19 protein-coding genes are annotated in these 15,264 nt (G+C 36.6%); 1 reads left to right on the plus strand and 18 read right to left on the minus strand.

Annotated elements, in window-relative coordinates; all coding sequences use genetic code 11:
- Positions 1 to 90: 90 nt before the first annotated feature.
- The 7 genes from IO90_RS04555 to IO90_RS04585 all read right to left on the minus strand — a co-directional run bounded on the left by IO90_RS04555 (position 91) and on the right by IO90_RS04585 (position 5,217).
- Positions 91 to 654, minus strand: a complete 564-nt coding sequence (locus IO90_RS04555; protein ID WP_034964430.1) for a Crp/Fnr family transcriptional regulator — start codon at positions 652 to 654, stop codon at positions 91 to 93.
- A 12-nt stretch (positions 655 to 666) separates the two neighbouring features.
- Positions 667 to 1,248 (minus strand): TIGR00730 family Rossman fold protein, encoded by a 582-nt coding sequence (locus IO90_RS04560; RefSeq protein ID WP_034964431.1) that lies wholly within the window; start codon positions 1,246 to 1,248, stop codon positions 667 to 669.
- A gap of 13 nt (positions 1,249 to 1,261) precedes the next feature.
- Entirely contained in the window at positions 1,262 to 1,861 is a 600-nt protein-coding gene (locus tag IO90_RS04565; RefSeq protein ID WP_034964434.1) for a DUF6624 domain-containing protein, read from the minus strand.
- 112 nt (positions 1,862 to 1,973) lie between these two features.
- Positions 1,974 to 2,300 carry a DMT family transporter gene (locus tag IO90_RS04570; RefSeq protein WP_034964438.1) on the minus strand — a complete coding sequence of 109 codons (327 nt, stop codon included), beginning with the start codon at positions 2,298 to 2,300 and terminating at the stop codon, positions 1,974 to 1,976.
- Positions 2,301 to 2,306: 6 nt separating this feature from the next.
- Positions 2,307 to 3,170, minus strand: a complete 864-nt coding sequence (locus IO90_RS04575) for an SDR family oxidoreductase (RefSeq protein WP_034964441.1) — start codon at positions 3,168 to 3,170, stop codon at positions 2,307 to 2,309.
- Positions 3,171 to 3,241: 71 nt separating this feature from the next.
- Positions 3,242 to 3,802 (minus strand): Crp/Fnr family transcriptional regulator, encoded by a 561-nt coding sequence (locus tag IO90_RS04580; RefSeq protein ID WP_034964445.1) that lies wholly within the window; start codon positions 3,800 to 3,802, stop codon positions 3,242 to 3,244.
- An 89-nt stretch (positions 3,803 to 3,891) separates the two neighbouring features.
- Positions 3,892 to 5,217, minus strand: coding sequence for an alpha-amylase family glycosyl hydrolase (locus tag IO90_RS04585; RefSeq protein ID WP_034964448.1), 1,326 nt, complete (start codon positions 5,215 to 5,217; stop codon positions 3,892 to 3,894).
- Positions 5,218 to 5,473: 256 nt separating this feature from the next.
- Between IO90_RS04585 and IO90_RS04590 the strand changes: the two genes are divergently transcribed.
- Positions 5,474 to 6,244, plus strand: coding sequence for a glycosyltransferase family 32 protein (locus tag IO90_RS04590; protein ID WP_034964450.1), 771 nt, complete (start codon positions 5,474 to 5,476; stop codon positions 6,242 to 6,244).
- Between the two features lie 43 nt (positions 6,245 to 6,287).
- Here the strand turns inward: IO90_RS04590 and IO90_RS04595 are convergent, their stop codons facing one another.
- From IO90_RS04595 to IO90_RS04640, 11 genes are all read right to left on the minus strand, one after another.
- Positions 6,288 to 6,833 carry an FG-GAP repeat protein gene (locus tag IO90_RS04595; protein ID WP_117596577.1) on the minus strand — a complete coding sequence of 182 codons (546 nt, stop codon included), beginning with the start codon at positions 6,831 to 6,833 and terminating at the stop codon, positions 6,288 to 6,290.
- Between the two features lie 13 nt (positions 6,834 to 6,846).
- Positions 6,847 to 7,410, minus strand: coding sequence for a hypothetical protein (locus tag IO90_RS04600; RefSeq protein ID WP_034964452.1), 564 nt, complete (start codon positions 7,408 to 7,410; stop codon positions 6,847 to 6,849).
- Between the two features lie 136 nt (positions 7,411 to 7,546).
- A complete protein-coding gene (locus IO90_RS18295) occupies positions 7,547 to 8,599 on the minus strand; it encodes a T9SS type A sorting domain-containing protein (RefSeq protein WP_131450820.1) in 1,053 nt (350 codons plus the stop codon).
- A 231-nt stretch (positions 8,600 to 8,830) separates the two neighbouring features.
- Positions 8,831 to 10,366 (minus strand): tetratricopeptide repeat protein, encoded by a 1,536-nt coding sequence (locus tag IO90_RS04610; protein WP_034964453.1) that lies wholly within the window; start codon positions 10,364 to 10,366, stop codon positions 8,831 to 8,833.
- Positions 10,367 to 10,510: 144 nt separating this feature from the next.
- Positions 10,511 to 11,110, minus strand: a complete 600-nt coding sequence (locus tag IO90_RS04615) for a hypothetical protein (RefSeq protein ID WP_034964455.1) — start codon at positions 11,108 to 11,110, stop codon at positions 10,511 to 10,513.
- A complete protein-coding gene (locus IO90_RS18950) occupies positions 11,107 to 11,274 on the minus strand; it encodes a hypothetical protein (RefSeq protein ID WP_165570239.1) in 168 nt (55 codons plus the stop codon). Before IO90_RS18950 ends, IO90_RS04615 begins: the two co-directional genes overlap by 4 nt.
- Before the next feature lie 42 nt (positions 11,275 to 11,316).
- Positions 11,317 to 12,123 (minus strand): hypothetical protein, encoded by an 807-nt coding sequence (locus IO90_RS04620; protein WP_034964456.1) that lies wholly within the window; start codon positions 12,121 to 12,123, stop codon positions 11,317 to 11,319.
- Positions 12,124 to 12,151: 28 nt separating this feature from the next.
- The gene (locus tag IO90_RS04625) at positions 12,152 to 12,817 is read right to left on the minus strand and encodes a hypothetical protein (RefSeq protein ID WP_034964457.1); all 666 of its coding nucleotides are present in this window, start codon (positions 12,815 to 12,817) and stop codon (positions 12,152 to 12,154) included.
- A gap of 90 nt (positions 12,818 to 12,907) precedes the next feature.
- A complete protein-coding gene (locus IO90_RS04630; protein WP_034964458.1) occupies positions 12,908 to 13,837 on the minus strand; it encodes a hypothetical protein in 930 nt (309 codons plus the stop codon).
- Positions 13,838 to 13,846: 9 nt separating this feature from the next.
- Positions 13,847 to 14,644, minus strand: a complete 798-nt coding sequence (locus tag IO90_RS04635; protein WP_131450821.1) for a hypothetical protein — start codon at positions 14,642 to 14,644, stop codon at positions 13,847 to 13,849.
- Between the two features lie 15 nt (positions 14,645 to 14,659).
- Positions 14,660 to 15,247, minus strand: a complete 588-nt coding sequence (locus IO90_RS04640; protein ID WP_131450822.1) for a hypothetical protein — start codon at positions 15,245 to 15,247, stop codon at positions 14,660 to 14,662.
- Positions 15,248 to 15,264: the final 17 nt, after the last annotated feature.

Consider the following 15,264-nt stretch of genomic DNA (forward strand, 5'->3'; position numbering starts at 1 on the left):
TAATAAGACAAAAGTAGCTTCAACACCGCCTTGAAGAGAAGGACACAAGTCACAAAAAAAGTGTGACCGTAATCACACTTTCTGTATTTTTTATTTGGAATAAAGTCTGCTGAGCGTCTCCCTACTGACACCGAGATATTCTGCAATCAGCTTTTTTGGAATGCTTTGAAGTAAGTCGGGGTACAATTTAGAGAATTCTTCATACCGCTGTTGTGGCGTGCTGGAAAGCAAAAGTTTGACACGTTGTTGGAGCGCGATGTAGCCGTTGGTCAATTTCATTCTGTAGAAATGTTCCATTTTATGGAGTTCCGATGACAGTTTTTCCCTGCCTTCCAAAGTGGAGACCAAGACTTCGCCAGCTTCGATGCATTCGATGTACATTGTTGCTTTCTTATTCTGAAAAAATGCCTGATAATCGGACATCCACCAATTTTCTTTGGCAAATTGAAGAATGAATTCCTTGCCCTGCTCATCTAAGTAAAACACTTTGAAGATGCCTGACAGCACCAAAAATTCATACTGAACATCGTCACCTTCATTGATTAGAAACTGATTCTTCAACGTTCGTTTCGGTGTGAAGAATGGTTTTATCAAATCAAATTCATCATTTGTCAATGAGACGATTTCTCCAATATGCGTGCGCAGTTTTTCCATTGGATTTGCTTTCTAAACCTCTTCTTTTGTAATCCATTTTCCGACTGTTGGTGCTTCGTAATTCTTCATTTTGTCCAACAGTTCTTCAATATTATCGCTCACAATGAGCATATCTTGGTTCACTTGTTTGAGGAAACCTTTGTCAACGGTCGTTTGTATGAATGTAATCAATGAATCATAAAATCCATCGATATTCAGGATGGCGATTGGTTTTTTGTGAAGTCCCAATTGCGCCCAGGTCAGCATTTCGAAAAATTCTTCCAAGGTTCCAAAACCGCCTGGCAAAGCAATCACGCCGTCGCAAAGGTCGTTCATTTTGGTTTTTCGTTCGTGCATTGTTTCCACCAAAAATAATTCGGTCAAGTGGTCGTGGGCAATTTCTTTTGACCTGAGGAAGTTGGGCAAAACACCAAAAACTTCGCCACCTTTTTCCAAAACGCCATCTGCTACAGCGCCCATCAATCCGACGTTTGCACCGCCATAGACCAATCCGATATTCTCTTCCGCCAGTTTGTTTCCTAATAAAATGGCTTGTGTTTTATAAATCTCATCAGTTCCGAAGCTGGAACCGCAAAATACTGTTACTCGTCTCATAATTTCTTAAATTCTATTTAATCCAGCCCACCAATTTTTTCCAATTTTCCATCTCCGTTTTTCTCTTAAACAAATCTTTTGGTGGCGAATGATTTTCGTTTTTTGCCTGTGTTCTGATGATTTCCGCTTGTTCCTCAAGTGTATTCAAACCAATCGATTTTCTTCTTTGATCGACTTTCTTGATGTCATCAAAAGCATTCGGGCTCAATTCTCCATTTTCGTCCCAGTCAAATTGGGTTCCGTAAAATTGCGGTTTATTTTCAAAAGTCGCAATTCGGTCTGTGAGATAGGCGAGATTTCTTGGATCAGCTTTCATCTTTTTGACTTCAATTTCCAAAAGTTCAGCACATTTTTTCATAAACTCAGGTTTTCCAATCGAGTGTTGAATCACCAACCAAGCTGAATAAGCGGAATGATTTCCCACTTTTTCAACTGTTGGAAATCCAATGATATCGATGATTTGATTTAAAACTTCCGCATTTTGATTGTGAAGATTTTCCATTTCTTTATTGTAACCTTCACCCAATTTTCCTTCTGAAATCAATTTTTCCCGAAGCTCCAAATCTGCATTTTGAAGTCCAATGATGATTTCGGGAATGTCTTTTTGGTTCATATTTATTGGGATCTATAATTAATGAAATATAGCTTTAATCATTAATAATTCGGTGCAAAATTAATTAAAAAAAACTCTCAAATGCTGAGGGGTTTTTAAGTTTATGATTGAATCAATGCGAAGTTTTGGAAAAAAAATTCATAATCACGACACCAATTACGATTAACAAAATTCCAATGATTGCTGGAGAATCCAATTTCTGTTTGAAGATAAAAACAGAAACCATTGCAGTGAGAACAATGCCCAAACCTGCCCAAATCGCATAAGCTACGCCCAATGGAATTGTCTTCAAGGCTAATGATAGAAAATAAAAACAAATCAGATAAGCCACAATCACGACGATGGAAGGTAGCCATTTGGTAAAACCTTCTGAAGCTTTCATAAAACTGGAGCCGACCACTTCAAAGATAATGGCCAAACCAAGAAATAAGTATTTCATAATCTGTTAATAAATAAAAGTATCTTCCAAGTAGATTTCCAAATCGATACTTCTGTGTCCCAACAATTCGTCCAAATCTGAAGAAACAACATTGTACTCATCATTCCTTATGATGGAAGCTAATAATGTGGAGTACAAAACGTCCATTTTGCTAACGCCATATTCTTTTAGTTTCGTTTCATAATCTTTTGGGTCAGGACTTTCATAAGCTACATTTTTCCCAGAAAATTCGGAAAGTAATTCTGCAATCTCAGCAAAAGAATAGGATAGAGAGCCCGTTAATTTATAGATTTTGTCGATATGTCCGTCGTCGGCCAATACATTGGCAATCGCCTTTCCCATTTCATCACGTTTGGCAAAAGATGCTTTTCCGTTCTCGGCTGGAAAGGAGATTCCAGTGTTCACTACATCATAACCTATGAAGAATGGAAGCGTTTCTGCGTACAAACCGTTTTGAAAAATGGTGTAAGGCAGGCCACTTGTGATAATGTAATTTTCAGTCGTGCTGTAAGCGTCTGTCAAAGAACCTAATTTGGATTCCGAAACATTTTCATTCCGTGCGCCACTGGTGTAGTAGATTTGTGAAATGCCAGCATCTTTGGCAGAATCTATCACGTTTTTGTGTTCTTTTAATGCATCATTGCTGTTCGAACTTACAAGTAAGACTTTTGAAACGCCCTCAACTGCTTTTTCAATCGAGGCTTTGTCTGCATAAGCGCCGATTCGAACTTCGAGTCCCTTTGCTTTTAATGCTTTTCCTTTTTCTGCATTTCTTACCAATGCAACTATTTTGTCAGCTGAAATTTTTGTTAAAAGATGATTGATGACCGCAGTTCCCAAATGTCCTGATGCGCCTGTAATTAAAATCATAACTCATTAAATTTATGATGCAAAGGAACAGGATAATTTAACTGGATTTTTTGACAAAAGTCAAATTAAGTTTACTTCTTTCGTATGCGACTAAGTGTCTCCTGACTGATGCCAAGATACGATGCAATGTGACCTAATGAAACACGTTGCGAAACTTCCGGTTGTTCGCTCAGTAAGGTTTGATAGCGCTGTTCCGCCGATTGTGTGTGCAGAGATATTATGCGTTCTTCCAGAATTTTACAATATTCCTCGGCCATTATTCTGCCGATGGTTTCTATCTGATGGTACTTTTTATAAAGCTCATTGAGGTCGTCGGAGGTAATGTAATAAATGTTGGATTGCTCCAAAAACTGAATGTTTTCAAAAGAGGGAAGTTTGTAGAACAAAGGCAAAATGGAACCTAAAATGAGGTTCTCAAAACCAAACCAAGCATTGACTTCTTTGTCATCCTTAATGAAAAAAGAGCGCACCAATCCTTTCTCAATAATGAACAAACTGGAAACAATTTGGCCTTGCTTAAGGAAAAAATCACCTTTTTGTTTTGTCTGGGTTTTAATTCTTTTGGATAATTCTGCTTCTATTTCTGGATTTAAATTTCCGTATTCCTTGAATTTTTTGATTAATGGATTCATATCGCGTGGAGACAATGCAACTTCAAAGATAATTAAATCAAGATTTACATTAATTGAAACCTCACATCAATCATAAGAAAAACAAGAAATTATTTAGATTGATGCAAAACTAGATATTCCCAAGGCTCCATCGTGATGATGAAGGTTTCGGAAACTGTTTTTTCTTCGCCGATAAAAAGATTTTTATAAATTCCCTTGTCAAATGACGTATCAAATTGCACCATAATCAGTTCCTTGCTGAGATTGACAAATGCTAGAACTTTGTCGTCGTTTTTTTCTCGCACAAACGAAATCACTTGGTCCATTCGGTCATTCATAATTCTCACCATTTCTCCGCCCCAATCGCCGTTCCAGAGCGCTTGGTTTTGATGTTTTAATGAAAATAGAGTGGTGTAGAGCTTTTCGAATTTATGAGGCGTCCAGTCAATCGGGTCTTTTTCAAAAAACTCCAAAGAGCGGTCGAGTCCGGCTTCCTGTCCGCTGTAAACCAACGGAATGCCGTCCATCAAAAAGGTGAAAACTGTGGTCGCTTCCAACGCTTCTCCAAAATTATCGTATTGATTGCCTTCCCAGGAATTCTTGTCGTGATTGTCGATGAAGTTCATTCGGATTCCGGCTTTTGGGAAAATGGAAACGTGCTCGGCAATGTACGCTTCGGTAAGGGTTTTCACGCTCAGGTCATTCTGAACAATCTGATGCAGAATATTCCAAAGCGTCCAGTTGTACGTGGAATCAAAGGCCTTGCGGTGAAGTTCCTTATCTTCGGCTTCTGCGAGCATAAAAATCGGTTTTATTTTGTCAAGTTCTGCTCGTGCATTTTCCCAAAAATCAATCGGGACAAAACTCGCGATGTCGCAACGGAAGCCATCGATATTATATTCTTCGACCCAATATTTCATTGCATCGGTCATATATTTTCTGAGTTCCGGCTCTTTGTAATTTAATTCGATGATATCATCATAATCCCGCCAGCGCGTGGATTGGAAGGTTCCTTTTCTGGATTTCATATACCATTCCGGATGTACATCAACCAATTGATTATCCCAACTCGTATGATTCGCAACCCAATCCAAAATCACGTACATTCCTTGATTGTGAATCGCTTCAACCAAACTTCGAAAATCATCTTCCGTCCCAAACTCCGCATTGATTCCCAAGTAATCTTTCACGGAATAATAACTTCCCAGACTACCTTTCCGGTGCAATTCTCCAATCGGATTGATGGGCATCAACCAAATGATATCGATTCCCATTTTCTTGAGTCGTGGAAGTTGTTTTTCGATGGCTTGAAAATTACCTTCTTCGGAAAACTGCCGGACATTCAGTTCATAAAGCGTCGCATTTTTAACCCAATCGGGCGTGGAAAGTTCTACGTATTTCTTTGGCTGGTAATTGTTCTCAGGCTGATTTTCCATAGTTTTTAATTAAAGAAATTTAAAAATATCATTGCAACGAATATCATACCCAATAATAATGTTACCATTAAATATAACATTAATTGATGTGAAAATTTGATTATATTAATGAAAACTCAATCATATTAAGACTTCTTTCAATTATTTTTATTGATAAAATTTCCCTCGAGATGGCATAAAGGTTTGATGTTTGCAAGGAATAAACGAGTTGCAGAGATTTCTGCTTTCTTTATTAACATTCAAAAAATAAAAATTTATGATTCCAAAAAAAATACATTATTGTTGGTTTGGCGGACAGGCAAAAACCGAATTGGCAGAACATTGCATCGCCACTTGGAAAAAAGTACATCCGGATTTTGAAATTGTGGAATGGAACGAAAGCAATGCACCTCTGGAAGACAACAACTATGTGAAAGAAGCATTTGCTCAGAAAAAATGGGCCTTTGTTTCAGATTACGTTCGCTCCAAAGTAATGCTGGACCACGGTGGAATCTATATGGACACGGATATGGAACTGAAACTTCCGCTGGATGAATTTCTGGATGAGAAGGCTGTTTGCGGTTTCGAAGTGAAAGGTGTTCCTTATTCTGCATTTTGGATGGCAGAGCCGAATCATCAGCTTTCTAAGGATTTTGTAGATTATTACGACAAGCAAGATGGTTTTGTGGAGCGCATCAACACGGATATTTTTTCCGAAATGCTCGAGAAGGAATATGGCGCAGACCGCTACAGCGACACGATTCAAAAACTGAAACATGATGTGACGCTTTATCCGTCCATCTATTTCTCTCAGGACTTACCGAAGAATTATGTGAGTCACCATTTCAACGGTTCCTGGTTTGGTGGTGATGAGGAAAATACACACAAAAAAATGGTCAATACTTACGGACTTTTGGAACAATTGGTCAATCAGCCCGATGCGAAAAAAGCGGTGGAAAGTATCATCAATGAACATAAAATCATCGATGTGAATTCTATCTTGGACTTGATTCCGCAAGAACAGATTGAAGCTTATTTGAAAGCTTAATATATTTTAAATCTCTACTGATTCATTTTAGTAGAGATTTTTTTTAATATGCCTTATCTCCAGAAATTTTCAAAACGTGTTCTGTCTTGATGGAAGGACAGCATCTGCCGTCGGTTTCCGCATATTCCATTTTCTCGACGTAGATTTTGCCTTGATTTATTTTTTTGAAATTAAATAAATAATCGGGTTCATAGCCAGCAATCACTTTCACAGAAGTTCCCGTGTTTTGGTACAATGCGATTCCTTGTCCCACGATAACGTTTCCGCCATCATTGGAACCGAGTGAAAAATAAATGGCAACATCGGCAACGCCGTCTCCAGTAAAGTCGCCCGTGAAAGTATCCTGACTGTCGATGTAGCCATTGTGCGCTTCGAGAATCGTTTGGAGATATTTTTTGAATTGTTTTTCCGCGATTTTTACGGCTTCCTCTGTCGAAATGGTTTTTTGTTTTGTTTCAGTTTTTGTTGAAAGCAGAGTTTTGCTTTCCAGAGATGATTGTGTGGTTTGTGGCATTTCGTTTTTATCATTACAATTTGAAAAGCAAAAAGGCAAAATCAGTAATGCGAAAAATTGATATTTAAATTTCATAGTTCAATCGTTTTTATTCCTGCTGAATCCATTCGTATTTTCCGTTTTTCAGATAGATGACGCCACCGCCACAGGATTCTGCCTGATGGATGAAAATCCCGTCGTTCGGAAGTTTGATTTTGTCTGATTCTTTCACTTGGTCTTCCGTGAGGATTTCTCCATCATCGCTGACATTGTTGTAATAGATTTCGTTCTTCGGAGCAACTTCGAAGATGCCAACCCAATCGATGTCGTCAAATCCTTGACCTACAACATCTTTTCCCATTCCGAGATAATCCAGTTTTTTGTTGCCGAACAGAATTTCCAATCCATATTTTTGATTTTCAAGATTCTGAACGATATTCACAACGTCCTTCAATCCATCGCCATCCAAATCCAAAGAAATAGAATTTGGCTTGTGCTTTTTGGAAATGACAATTTTGTCATTTACTTCTGGTGTCGGTTTTGGATTTGAAATTTGAAGCCTGTCTTTTGCAGTTTCAGCTGAATTATAAGTGGTAACTTTTTGAGTCTTTTCCTTTTGACAGCTGAGAATCATTAGACAGGAAATGAAAAGTGTGGTTATTGTTTTTGTCATTGGTTTTTGTTTTTAAAAATGATTCAGCAAAATTACCGCCAATGTCCTTTTGGATTAAAACAAAAATAGCAGGAAAAAACTTTTTTTACTAAGTTCATTCCCGCTATTCAGATATATAGAGAGCGTGTTTTGTAGTCTACTTTTTAATAAACTTAATTGTTTGTCCGTTTTCTAATTTGATTAAGTATAGACCAGATTTCAAATTTTCTGTATTGATTTTCTGATTGTTATCAATAACGCCTTTGCTCAACTGCATTCCAGAAATGTTGAAAATGTTATAGTTTTCCGGCTTGGTCAAACCTGATATTTGAAGAAAATCGGAAACAGGATTTGGATAAGCCTGGAAATTAACTTTAGAAAAATCGTTCACAGCTAAAGTTGGCAATTGCAATTTGGAGATTTTGTTTCCGATGAAATCTGAGATGTACAAGTAATTATCCTTGATTGCCATTCCTCGGGACAACGCGATTCCAGTGACAACGTCCGTTGCGGTTGGGTTGGTTGCCGAAAGGTCTACCTTCACAATTTTTCCTACCGAAGCTAGCAAAACGTACAAATCACTGCCATAAAGAATGCTTGTGTAAGGCTCATCCTCTAATCCTGTCACAACAGTGGAGGCAGTTTGCACTGCGTCGGTAATATTGATTTTTGAAATTTTTTTGCCGACAGATTCAGAGATGTAGAGCACATCGCCATCGAAAAATAGTCCGCTTGGCGTGCCAATTCCAGTGACAACATTGGTAGGCGTGGCTGTAGGATTGCTTAGGTCTATTTTTGAAATTTTGTTTTCGAAATATTGTGCGTAGTAAAGGTCATTGCCTTTGATTTGTAAAGAGTACGCTTCGCCTGTGATTCCTGTCAAAACATCTACTGGCGTTGGTGTCGCATCTGTAATATTTATTTTGGAAATTTTCTTGGCATCAAATTCATTAATGTAAAGCTCATCATCTTTGAATGCAAGTTCGATGGCTGTGCTCAATCCGCTCACAACAAGAGTTGGCGTAGGCGATGCATCGTTGACATTGATTTTGGAAATGCTTCCGGTCAACGCTTCTGTGATGTACAAATCATTTCCTTTGAAGGCGATTCCCCAAGGATAGTTGATTCCAGTTGCCACGTCTGTGGTTTGCGCAGTTAGACTTTGCGCGCCTATCAACGCGATGAATGATAAAGTAAAAATTCTCTTCATTTCTTTCTTTTTTCTTGTTAATATTTTGGTTTTAAATCGTGTCAACTGCAGTCGGTACAAGTTTATTTTGATAAAACAAATCTGATACTGATGCAATATTAGAAAACAAATATTACAAACGAATAGAGCAATGAAGTAAATTGAAACGAGGCATAAAGATTGAGCCTCAAGGGTCACCGACTGTTAGGGGTCAAAATTTATAACTAGATGATTATCATTGATTTAATAAATTCATCGATTTGAGAGTTCTTTGAAAAGGTCGACTTCTTTGTTGTACAGAATGATAGCTTTTGGCTTGGTGTAGTGCTTGTCGGTTTCCTCCACCGAGTTTAATTTGGCGTACAATTGTCGTCTCCATCGGTTGATGGTTTCGGCAGATTTGAAAAAGCTGACAGCAATCTGAACTTCCTCTACGCCTTCCACAATTTTCAACCAAAGTTCAAGTTGCTGTTGCGTCAAATCGTATTTGGTTTTCAAATATTCATTAAAACCATCTTTGAATTTTAAAGAAAGCAAATCCAATCGTTTTCTTTTTTCGCGCTTCAGATAAATTGAAAATGCAAAAATGACAAGACAAATTATTGCAACGGATGAAATGATGATTGTAAGAATTATATTGTTTTTCAGTTTGATTGCCTGTTTGCCGAGTTCGGTTTTTTGGGCAAGAATGGTGTTTTGGTCTTTTTCAAAGTTGTATTGGTCTTTCAATTGTGAAATTCCAATCGTATTGTTGACAGAAATGATGGAATCGTTGTACTGTTTCAAACGTTTCTGAGAATACAAAGCGTCTTTGTAATTGCCAAGTCCTTCTTGAATCAAAGAATTGTTTTGATAATATTGAACTTTGAACGTCGGGACAAAGTAATATTTTGCTGTATCTTTTGAAATTTCGATGATGAATGTTGAGGCTTTATCAAATTTCTTAAGACCAACCAATGCAGTAATTGCGTTCATTTTCGCTTCCAGAATAACCGCTTCATCATTGATTTTATTTGCTTCGATTAATCCTTTTTCGCTGTATTTGAAGGCGTTGTCAAAATCCTTCATCTGTGCATAACTGGACGAAAGCGCACTTAGATTTTCAAAAGTGCCAACAATGTCTTTTTTGGAATTTGAAATGTTCAAGGCCTGATTCAGATAATGGATTGATGATTTGAAATCTCCTTTCATCGAAGCATTGATTCCCAATCCACGGTAAACTTTTCCTTTGTTCAGAACTTGAGCTGTATCTTTTTTCAGAATCTCCAGCTGTTTCAAAAAATAGTAAGACGCTTTGTCGTATTCTCCAACATATGCGTGGCTCCAACCCAACATATAAAGCGTGGAATTGACCTTCGCAACTTCCTTGCTTTCTTCGTAGCATTTTTTGGCTTGCAGACAGGCTTGGATAGATTCGTAGCCTTTTCCAAGATTGAATTTGCAAACCCCAAGATTATTGAAAATCTCACAGTTTTTGTTGGATGATGGAAGTTTGATTGCCGATTCAAAAACCTTCACAGCTTCACCAAATTCCCTGAAAGCCATATGGACTTTTCCTTTTTGATTCAAGGCGAGGATTTGTTGGTCGGCGTTTTTTTTGGTTTTACTAAGGTTAATCGCTTTGTTTACAGAGAGAAGCGCATTCAGTTTATTTCGCTGTTCCAAAAAACGTTTGGATTGGTCGATTAATTTTTGGATTTCGTCTTTGTCTTGAGCTGGCTTATTAATAGAAAAATAATTCTGTGAAAATCCTAAAAATAGTAACAGGAAAAAACCGATTTTTTGCATTGATATGACGATTACCGTCAAAAATAAATAAAAATAATGAAGAAAAAGTCATTATTGTTAACTAAAATTCAATAGAGCTGTTTCTTATTGAGGACTGAATTTTATCAAGGTCTCTTGTTTTCATTTAGTTTAAAAAATAATTTCTTACTCATACTTATGCTCCGTAATATCAATCAATATTTTGTCGCCTTCTTTCCATTGCGTCCAGCCGTCAAAGTTTTTGGATGCATCGAAGTTGGATTCTCTGCCCATTCCTTTTTTTAATTTAATCCAATCGCCGTTGACCTCTGTGATGTTGAAGGGCAAAAATGTGTTTTGTTTGTCTTCGAAAATCACTTTTACATTTGGCTGGTCGTAGATTTTCAGGTTCTGTTTGGAGATGTATTCTGCTCTTTTTAGATATCTTTCCCAAGTTTCAAAAATGTTCCAATTGGGATTGTAATTGGAATCAGGACAACCGATGCAGTTGTTATCAAAATGCTGTTGTTCTGTCGTGTAATAAGCGCTTTTCGCATCTCGTTTGATGTAAAAAGATTCGTTTAAATTTTCATTGGTTACGACCTTGAAACTCGTTTTGGTAGAATCCACCACGCGAAATTTCAAAATCGGCGGAAATCTCACCAATCCCATACTTCGATTTTTTTCGCCAGACTTGTGAGAGTCACCTTCATAGATTTCGTAAGGTTTCAATTTGAGATTGGTAATGAATTTTGTAACACCGGATTTACTTGTTTTGAATTTCAAAATTTCGGCTGGAACGGTATCGTTTTCATTTTATAAAGCGAAATTGGAAATTCTGTATTCGTTTCCAGCAGTCCAATTCCGATAGGCGCATTCGAAATTTCTTCTTGACCATTGCAGGCAAAAAGTACAAAATATGAGAGAAGAATTAGGATTTTTGATTTCATATTTTATCTAGATTTTATTAAAATTATTAAATAGTCAATTTACTATTTGCGTTTGATTTTGATAATCAAAAAGATATAACAAAAAATTGTCACCGCAATCGAAGTGTAGGTTACCAGATGATTTCTGCCATTATCACCAAAAAAATAGATAACGATAAAAGCCAAAATGAGAGGCAAAACCAGCAACAGTTTTGAAATGTACATTTCACTTTCGTTCTTCAAAGCTCTGTGATGTTCACTTTCTAGATTTAATTTGTTAGGGAAGTTTTCCTCTACGAAGGATTTAATTTTTTCAATATTTTGAATATTCAATTCTCTTGGTCTGATGATGAATTTGCTTGTCAGAATCAACAAATTTTTATCTTGAAAAACAAAAGAATTGATGTCTTTGACACTAAAAGTTTTCAGGAATTGCTTCGGATTCAAAGCGTAGGATTTGTAGTCGTTATCTTCTGTATGAAGGCATTTTAATCGAGAAGAATCCAAATAAAAAACTTCGAAGGAATCTTCTTTCTGATAATCTTTAATGCTTTCTAAACTGGACTCATAGAAAAACAATGGCGAGAAAAGTATGGAAGTGGCGAGGATTTCTACAAATTCAATTTCAGGTATTTGTGAAATTAGAATAATCGAAACAACATAAATTATAATCAAAATTGAAAACTTTGCCCTGAATTTTTTATTGAGAAATATTAGAACAAAAATCAGAATAATGGCCATCACATTTCGCCAATTCAAAAATAAACTCAGCAATCCCAAAACCAGAAAAACACCAGTGAAAAACAAAAGCACCAAGTCGTTCTTTTTGCCAAAGTTTTTGATGGTGATGCTAATGTTTTTCTGCCTCATAGTTTTTTCTGAAAATTAAAATAAAAAATTAATCCGTGTAATAATCAGATAAAAATCGAGCATTTTCGGGAATTATTGTGACCATTGGAAATTTATCACCTTCTTCTCTGATTTTCTCGTTGACGGTTTTTGGACTTGCTACGAATGAAACTTGTTTGCGCCAAACCACAATGTTTTCGGTGAAAGCCAAAGGCAGTTTTTTGGCAAATTCGTTAGGTTTTATAAAATCTGGACGGAACAAAATTGCAATTTCCTTGTCCATCGGTGTTTGAGGATTTTCCGTAGCGATGTCGATTTTCTCTGCAATTCTGTCGATGAAACTTTCGTCATGGCGGTTTTCATCGGTGGTGTAGATGCAATAGAATACTCGTTCGGTCGCATTTCCTACAATGATTTTTGCCACGGAAATTGGAGCAATATTGGTGGTCGCCAATAATTTTTTCTTCGTCGAATCCGCAATGATTTTGACAAGTCCAAAGCACAGAAGCCCAACTGCAACTAGGACGATAAGCATTGTCATTCCAACGGTTTCCGTCAAGTCGCTGAAAAAAGCCATTGCGACAAACATTAAAAGTCCGATTCCGATGACCAAGGGAAGATAAATAATTCTGTTGTGCCCAAATGAGGAAACGCCGATATATTTGTTGATAATCGTAGAATCAGTTTCAAGTTTTTTTAGTTTTTCAATGTTCATTTCTTTGTGTTTTTAGTGATTTGTTTGTGAATTTGATTACAATCTGTCAAAAATGCTGTAACAAATTGCAATCCAAAATTTCGTTAAAAATTAAATTTTCTCATTCTTCAACCCAACATAAAGCCGATACTTAAAAGCAAATTGCTCAATGCCACTCAAGGAAACGCTGACTTTTCCATTGCTCCATTCGATATTACCTAAATCGAGGTTGTCGTATTTTTCCAGTTCGATGGAAGTTGGTTCGCCTAGCAAATCCGTCAGTTTTACTTTTAGTTCTAAGAATTTTTGATAACCATTTTTTTCGGCACCTAGGAATTCGTCGGTTTGGGCAAATGGTTTTTTGCTGTCGATATCAAGCCATTTCATTACGCCAACGTAAGACTCAAAACCGTCTAAAATCTTGTGTTTTCCCAGAAACCAATTGGTTCTGTCGCCACTGTCTTTTCTGTCTTCCGCGTATTTATCCAGCTCGGAATAAGGCGTAAGCCAAGGAATGAAAACCTGAGTGTCCTCAAACAAAAGTCCAGTTTGCAGATTTTCCCAGATTTGTTTGCGCTTGATTTCTTTATTGGTGGAGTAGGGAAATATGAAATGAGGATTCATTTGTTGCGATTTTTTCTTCATATAAATAAGACAAACAAAATTCACAATTGCCAGCGGAATCCAAAACGGCGAAGCAAATACAATTGAAAATATGAACAACGGAAGGATGCCTTTCAGTCCAGCCGTAATCACATTATCCATTGGCAAACGCGTTCCAATCGAAGTGAAAATACACGCCACCAACATTCCAAAAAGACTTAACAAAATTGAAATACCAGCCAATTTCCATTTGCCATAATTTTGATTTTCATTGTTATTTAAATGAAAAAATGCCGTTCCATAAGCGATAAAAATAATCAATGAAATAATAATCCGATACAGAAAATCCAACTCTGGAAACATCATCAAAGCTAAATTACCAACCAGCAGATTGATAAAAACACAAACGACAAACAGAATGAGACTTCGGCTTTTCATAGGTTGAATTTACTTGAATTCAGTTTTGTAGAATTGATATTTTTTCACCCATTTTTCATTCTCATAAACTTCTTCGTAACCTTTTACAACAAAGCTATTGTCGGTTTTCCAAACTATTTTTTCTATGGCGAAATCTTTGGAATTGTAGCTCGCATATTCGGTGAGGAAATTTTTCGGATTGGATTTGTCATTAATTTTCAAAATACCGATGTCGCAATTTTTATGTTCGTAAACGCTGTTGTAATAATAAACAAAATATTTGTTGTTGACCGATGGAATGGGCAATTCCACACTGCCGTCGCCGAAGGAAACGATGTTGTATTCATAATCGTTGGTACTGTCCAATAAGAACAATTCTCCAAATCCCAAGCTTTCCGCCGTTGAATTATCTGTGATTGCAAATAATTTCAAATCAGGATAATAACCCAAATATTCAAATCCGCTCCAACTTTTTTCTCCGCCGTAATCTCGATATTTTTTAAACTGATGTTTCTTCACAGCGGTTTCAACAAAGAAATAATCATCATTCTGTTGTGGTTTCGAAGTGTCAATATATTTTTTTTCAGCTACGGACAAAAATTCTTGTTCAGTGATATTTTCAAAAGTCAACTTGGGCAATTTTTCAAATCTGTCAGAAAAGCCGACGTCCACTTTTTTCGTGCTGTCTTTTTTCAACTCTGGCTTTTCAGAACTTGAAACCGTTTGATGAATCGAATCTGTCTTCTTTGAATTTTCAACTTTTGCAAGTTTGTTTTCTTTGCAGGACAGCGTTGAGATTGTCAATATTAAAAATAGAATGCTTTTCATTTGTGGTTTTTTGTTTTATGAATTAATTTTCCTCTGAATCATTTCCCAAGCTTTCACTTCAAATTCAAATGCAATGTCCTGTTTTGTCGTCATTTTTCCGTGCGTTAGCAATTGTCCGCCTAAGGAAAGAGATTCGGGGATTTGGTAATTTTTTTTCGAAATGATAATAAAAGTTTTCACTCTCACGCCATTGTTGGTCATCGCATTATTATTCGTTTCTGGTTCTTTGGTGATTTCAAAAATGACCGAAGCTTTCGAAAAAGAACTTACGCCAGCACGTCTGTTAGAAGATTTCAAAAGTTTGACGGTTTTTATTTCTTCCCATTTGATATGCCTTTGCCAAAAAAGTGAATAGGCGGAAATTCCATCATTATCAATTTTAATAATTGGCAAAAATGTCGCTGTCAAAATCCAAATATCCAAACATAAATAAATGAAAAAGAAGATGATATAAATGAAATTTGAACCCACAAAATGGTAAAACCCAACTTCATTGATGCCAAGAATTCCCACGATAAACATTTGCAACGTAAAAAGCAACATTATAATCGCTACAATGTTCAAAAATAAAACGTTTGTGAAAATACTATAAGTCGCTTTCAATCGAAGTTTTTAAATAT

The organism is Chryseobacterium sp. FH1 (assembly GCF_000735135.1).
Classification (GTDB): Bacteria; Bacteroidota; Bacteroidia; order Flavobacteriales; family Weeksellaceae; genus Epilithonimonas.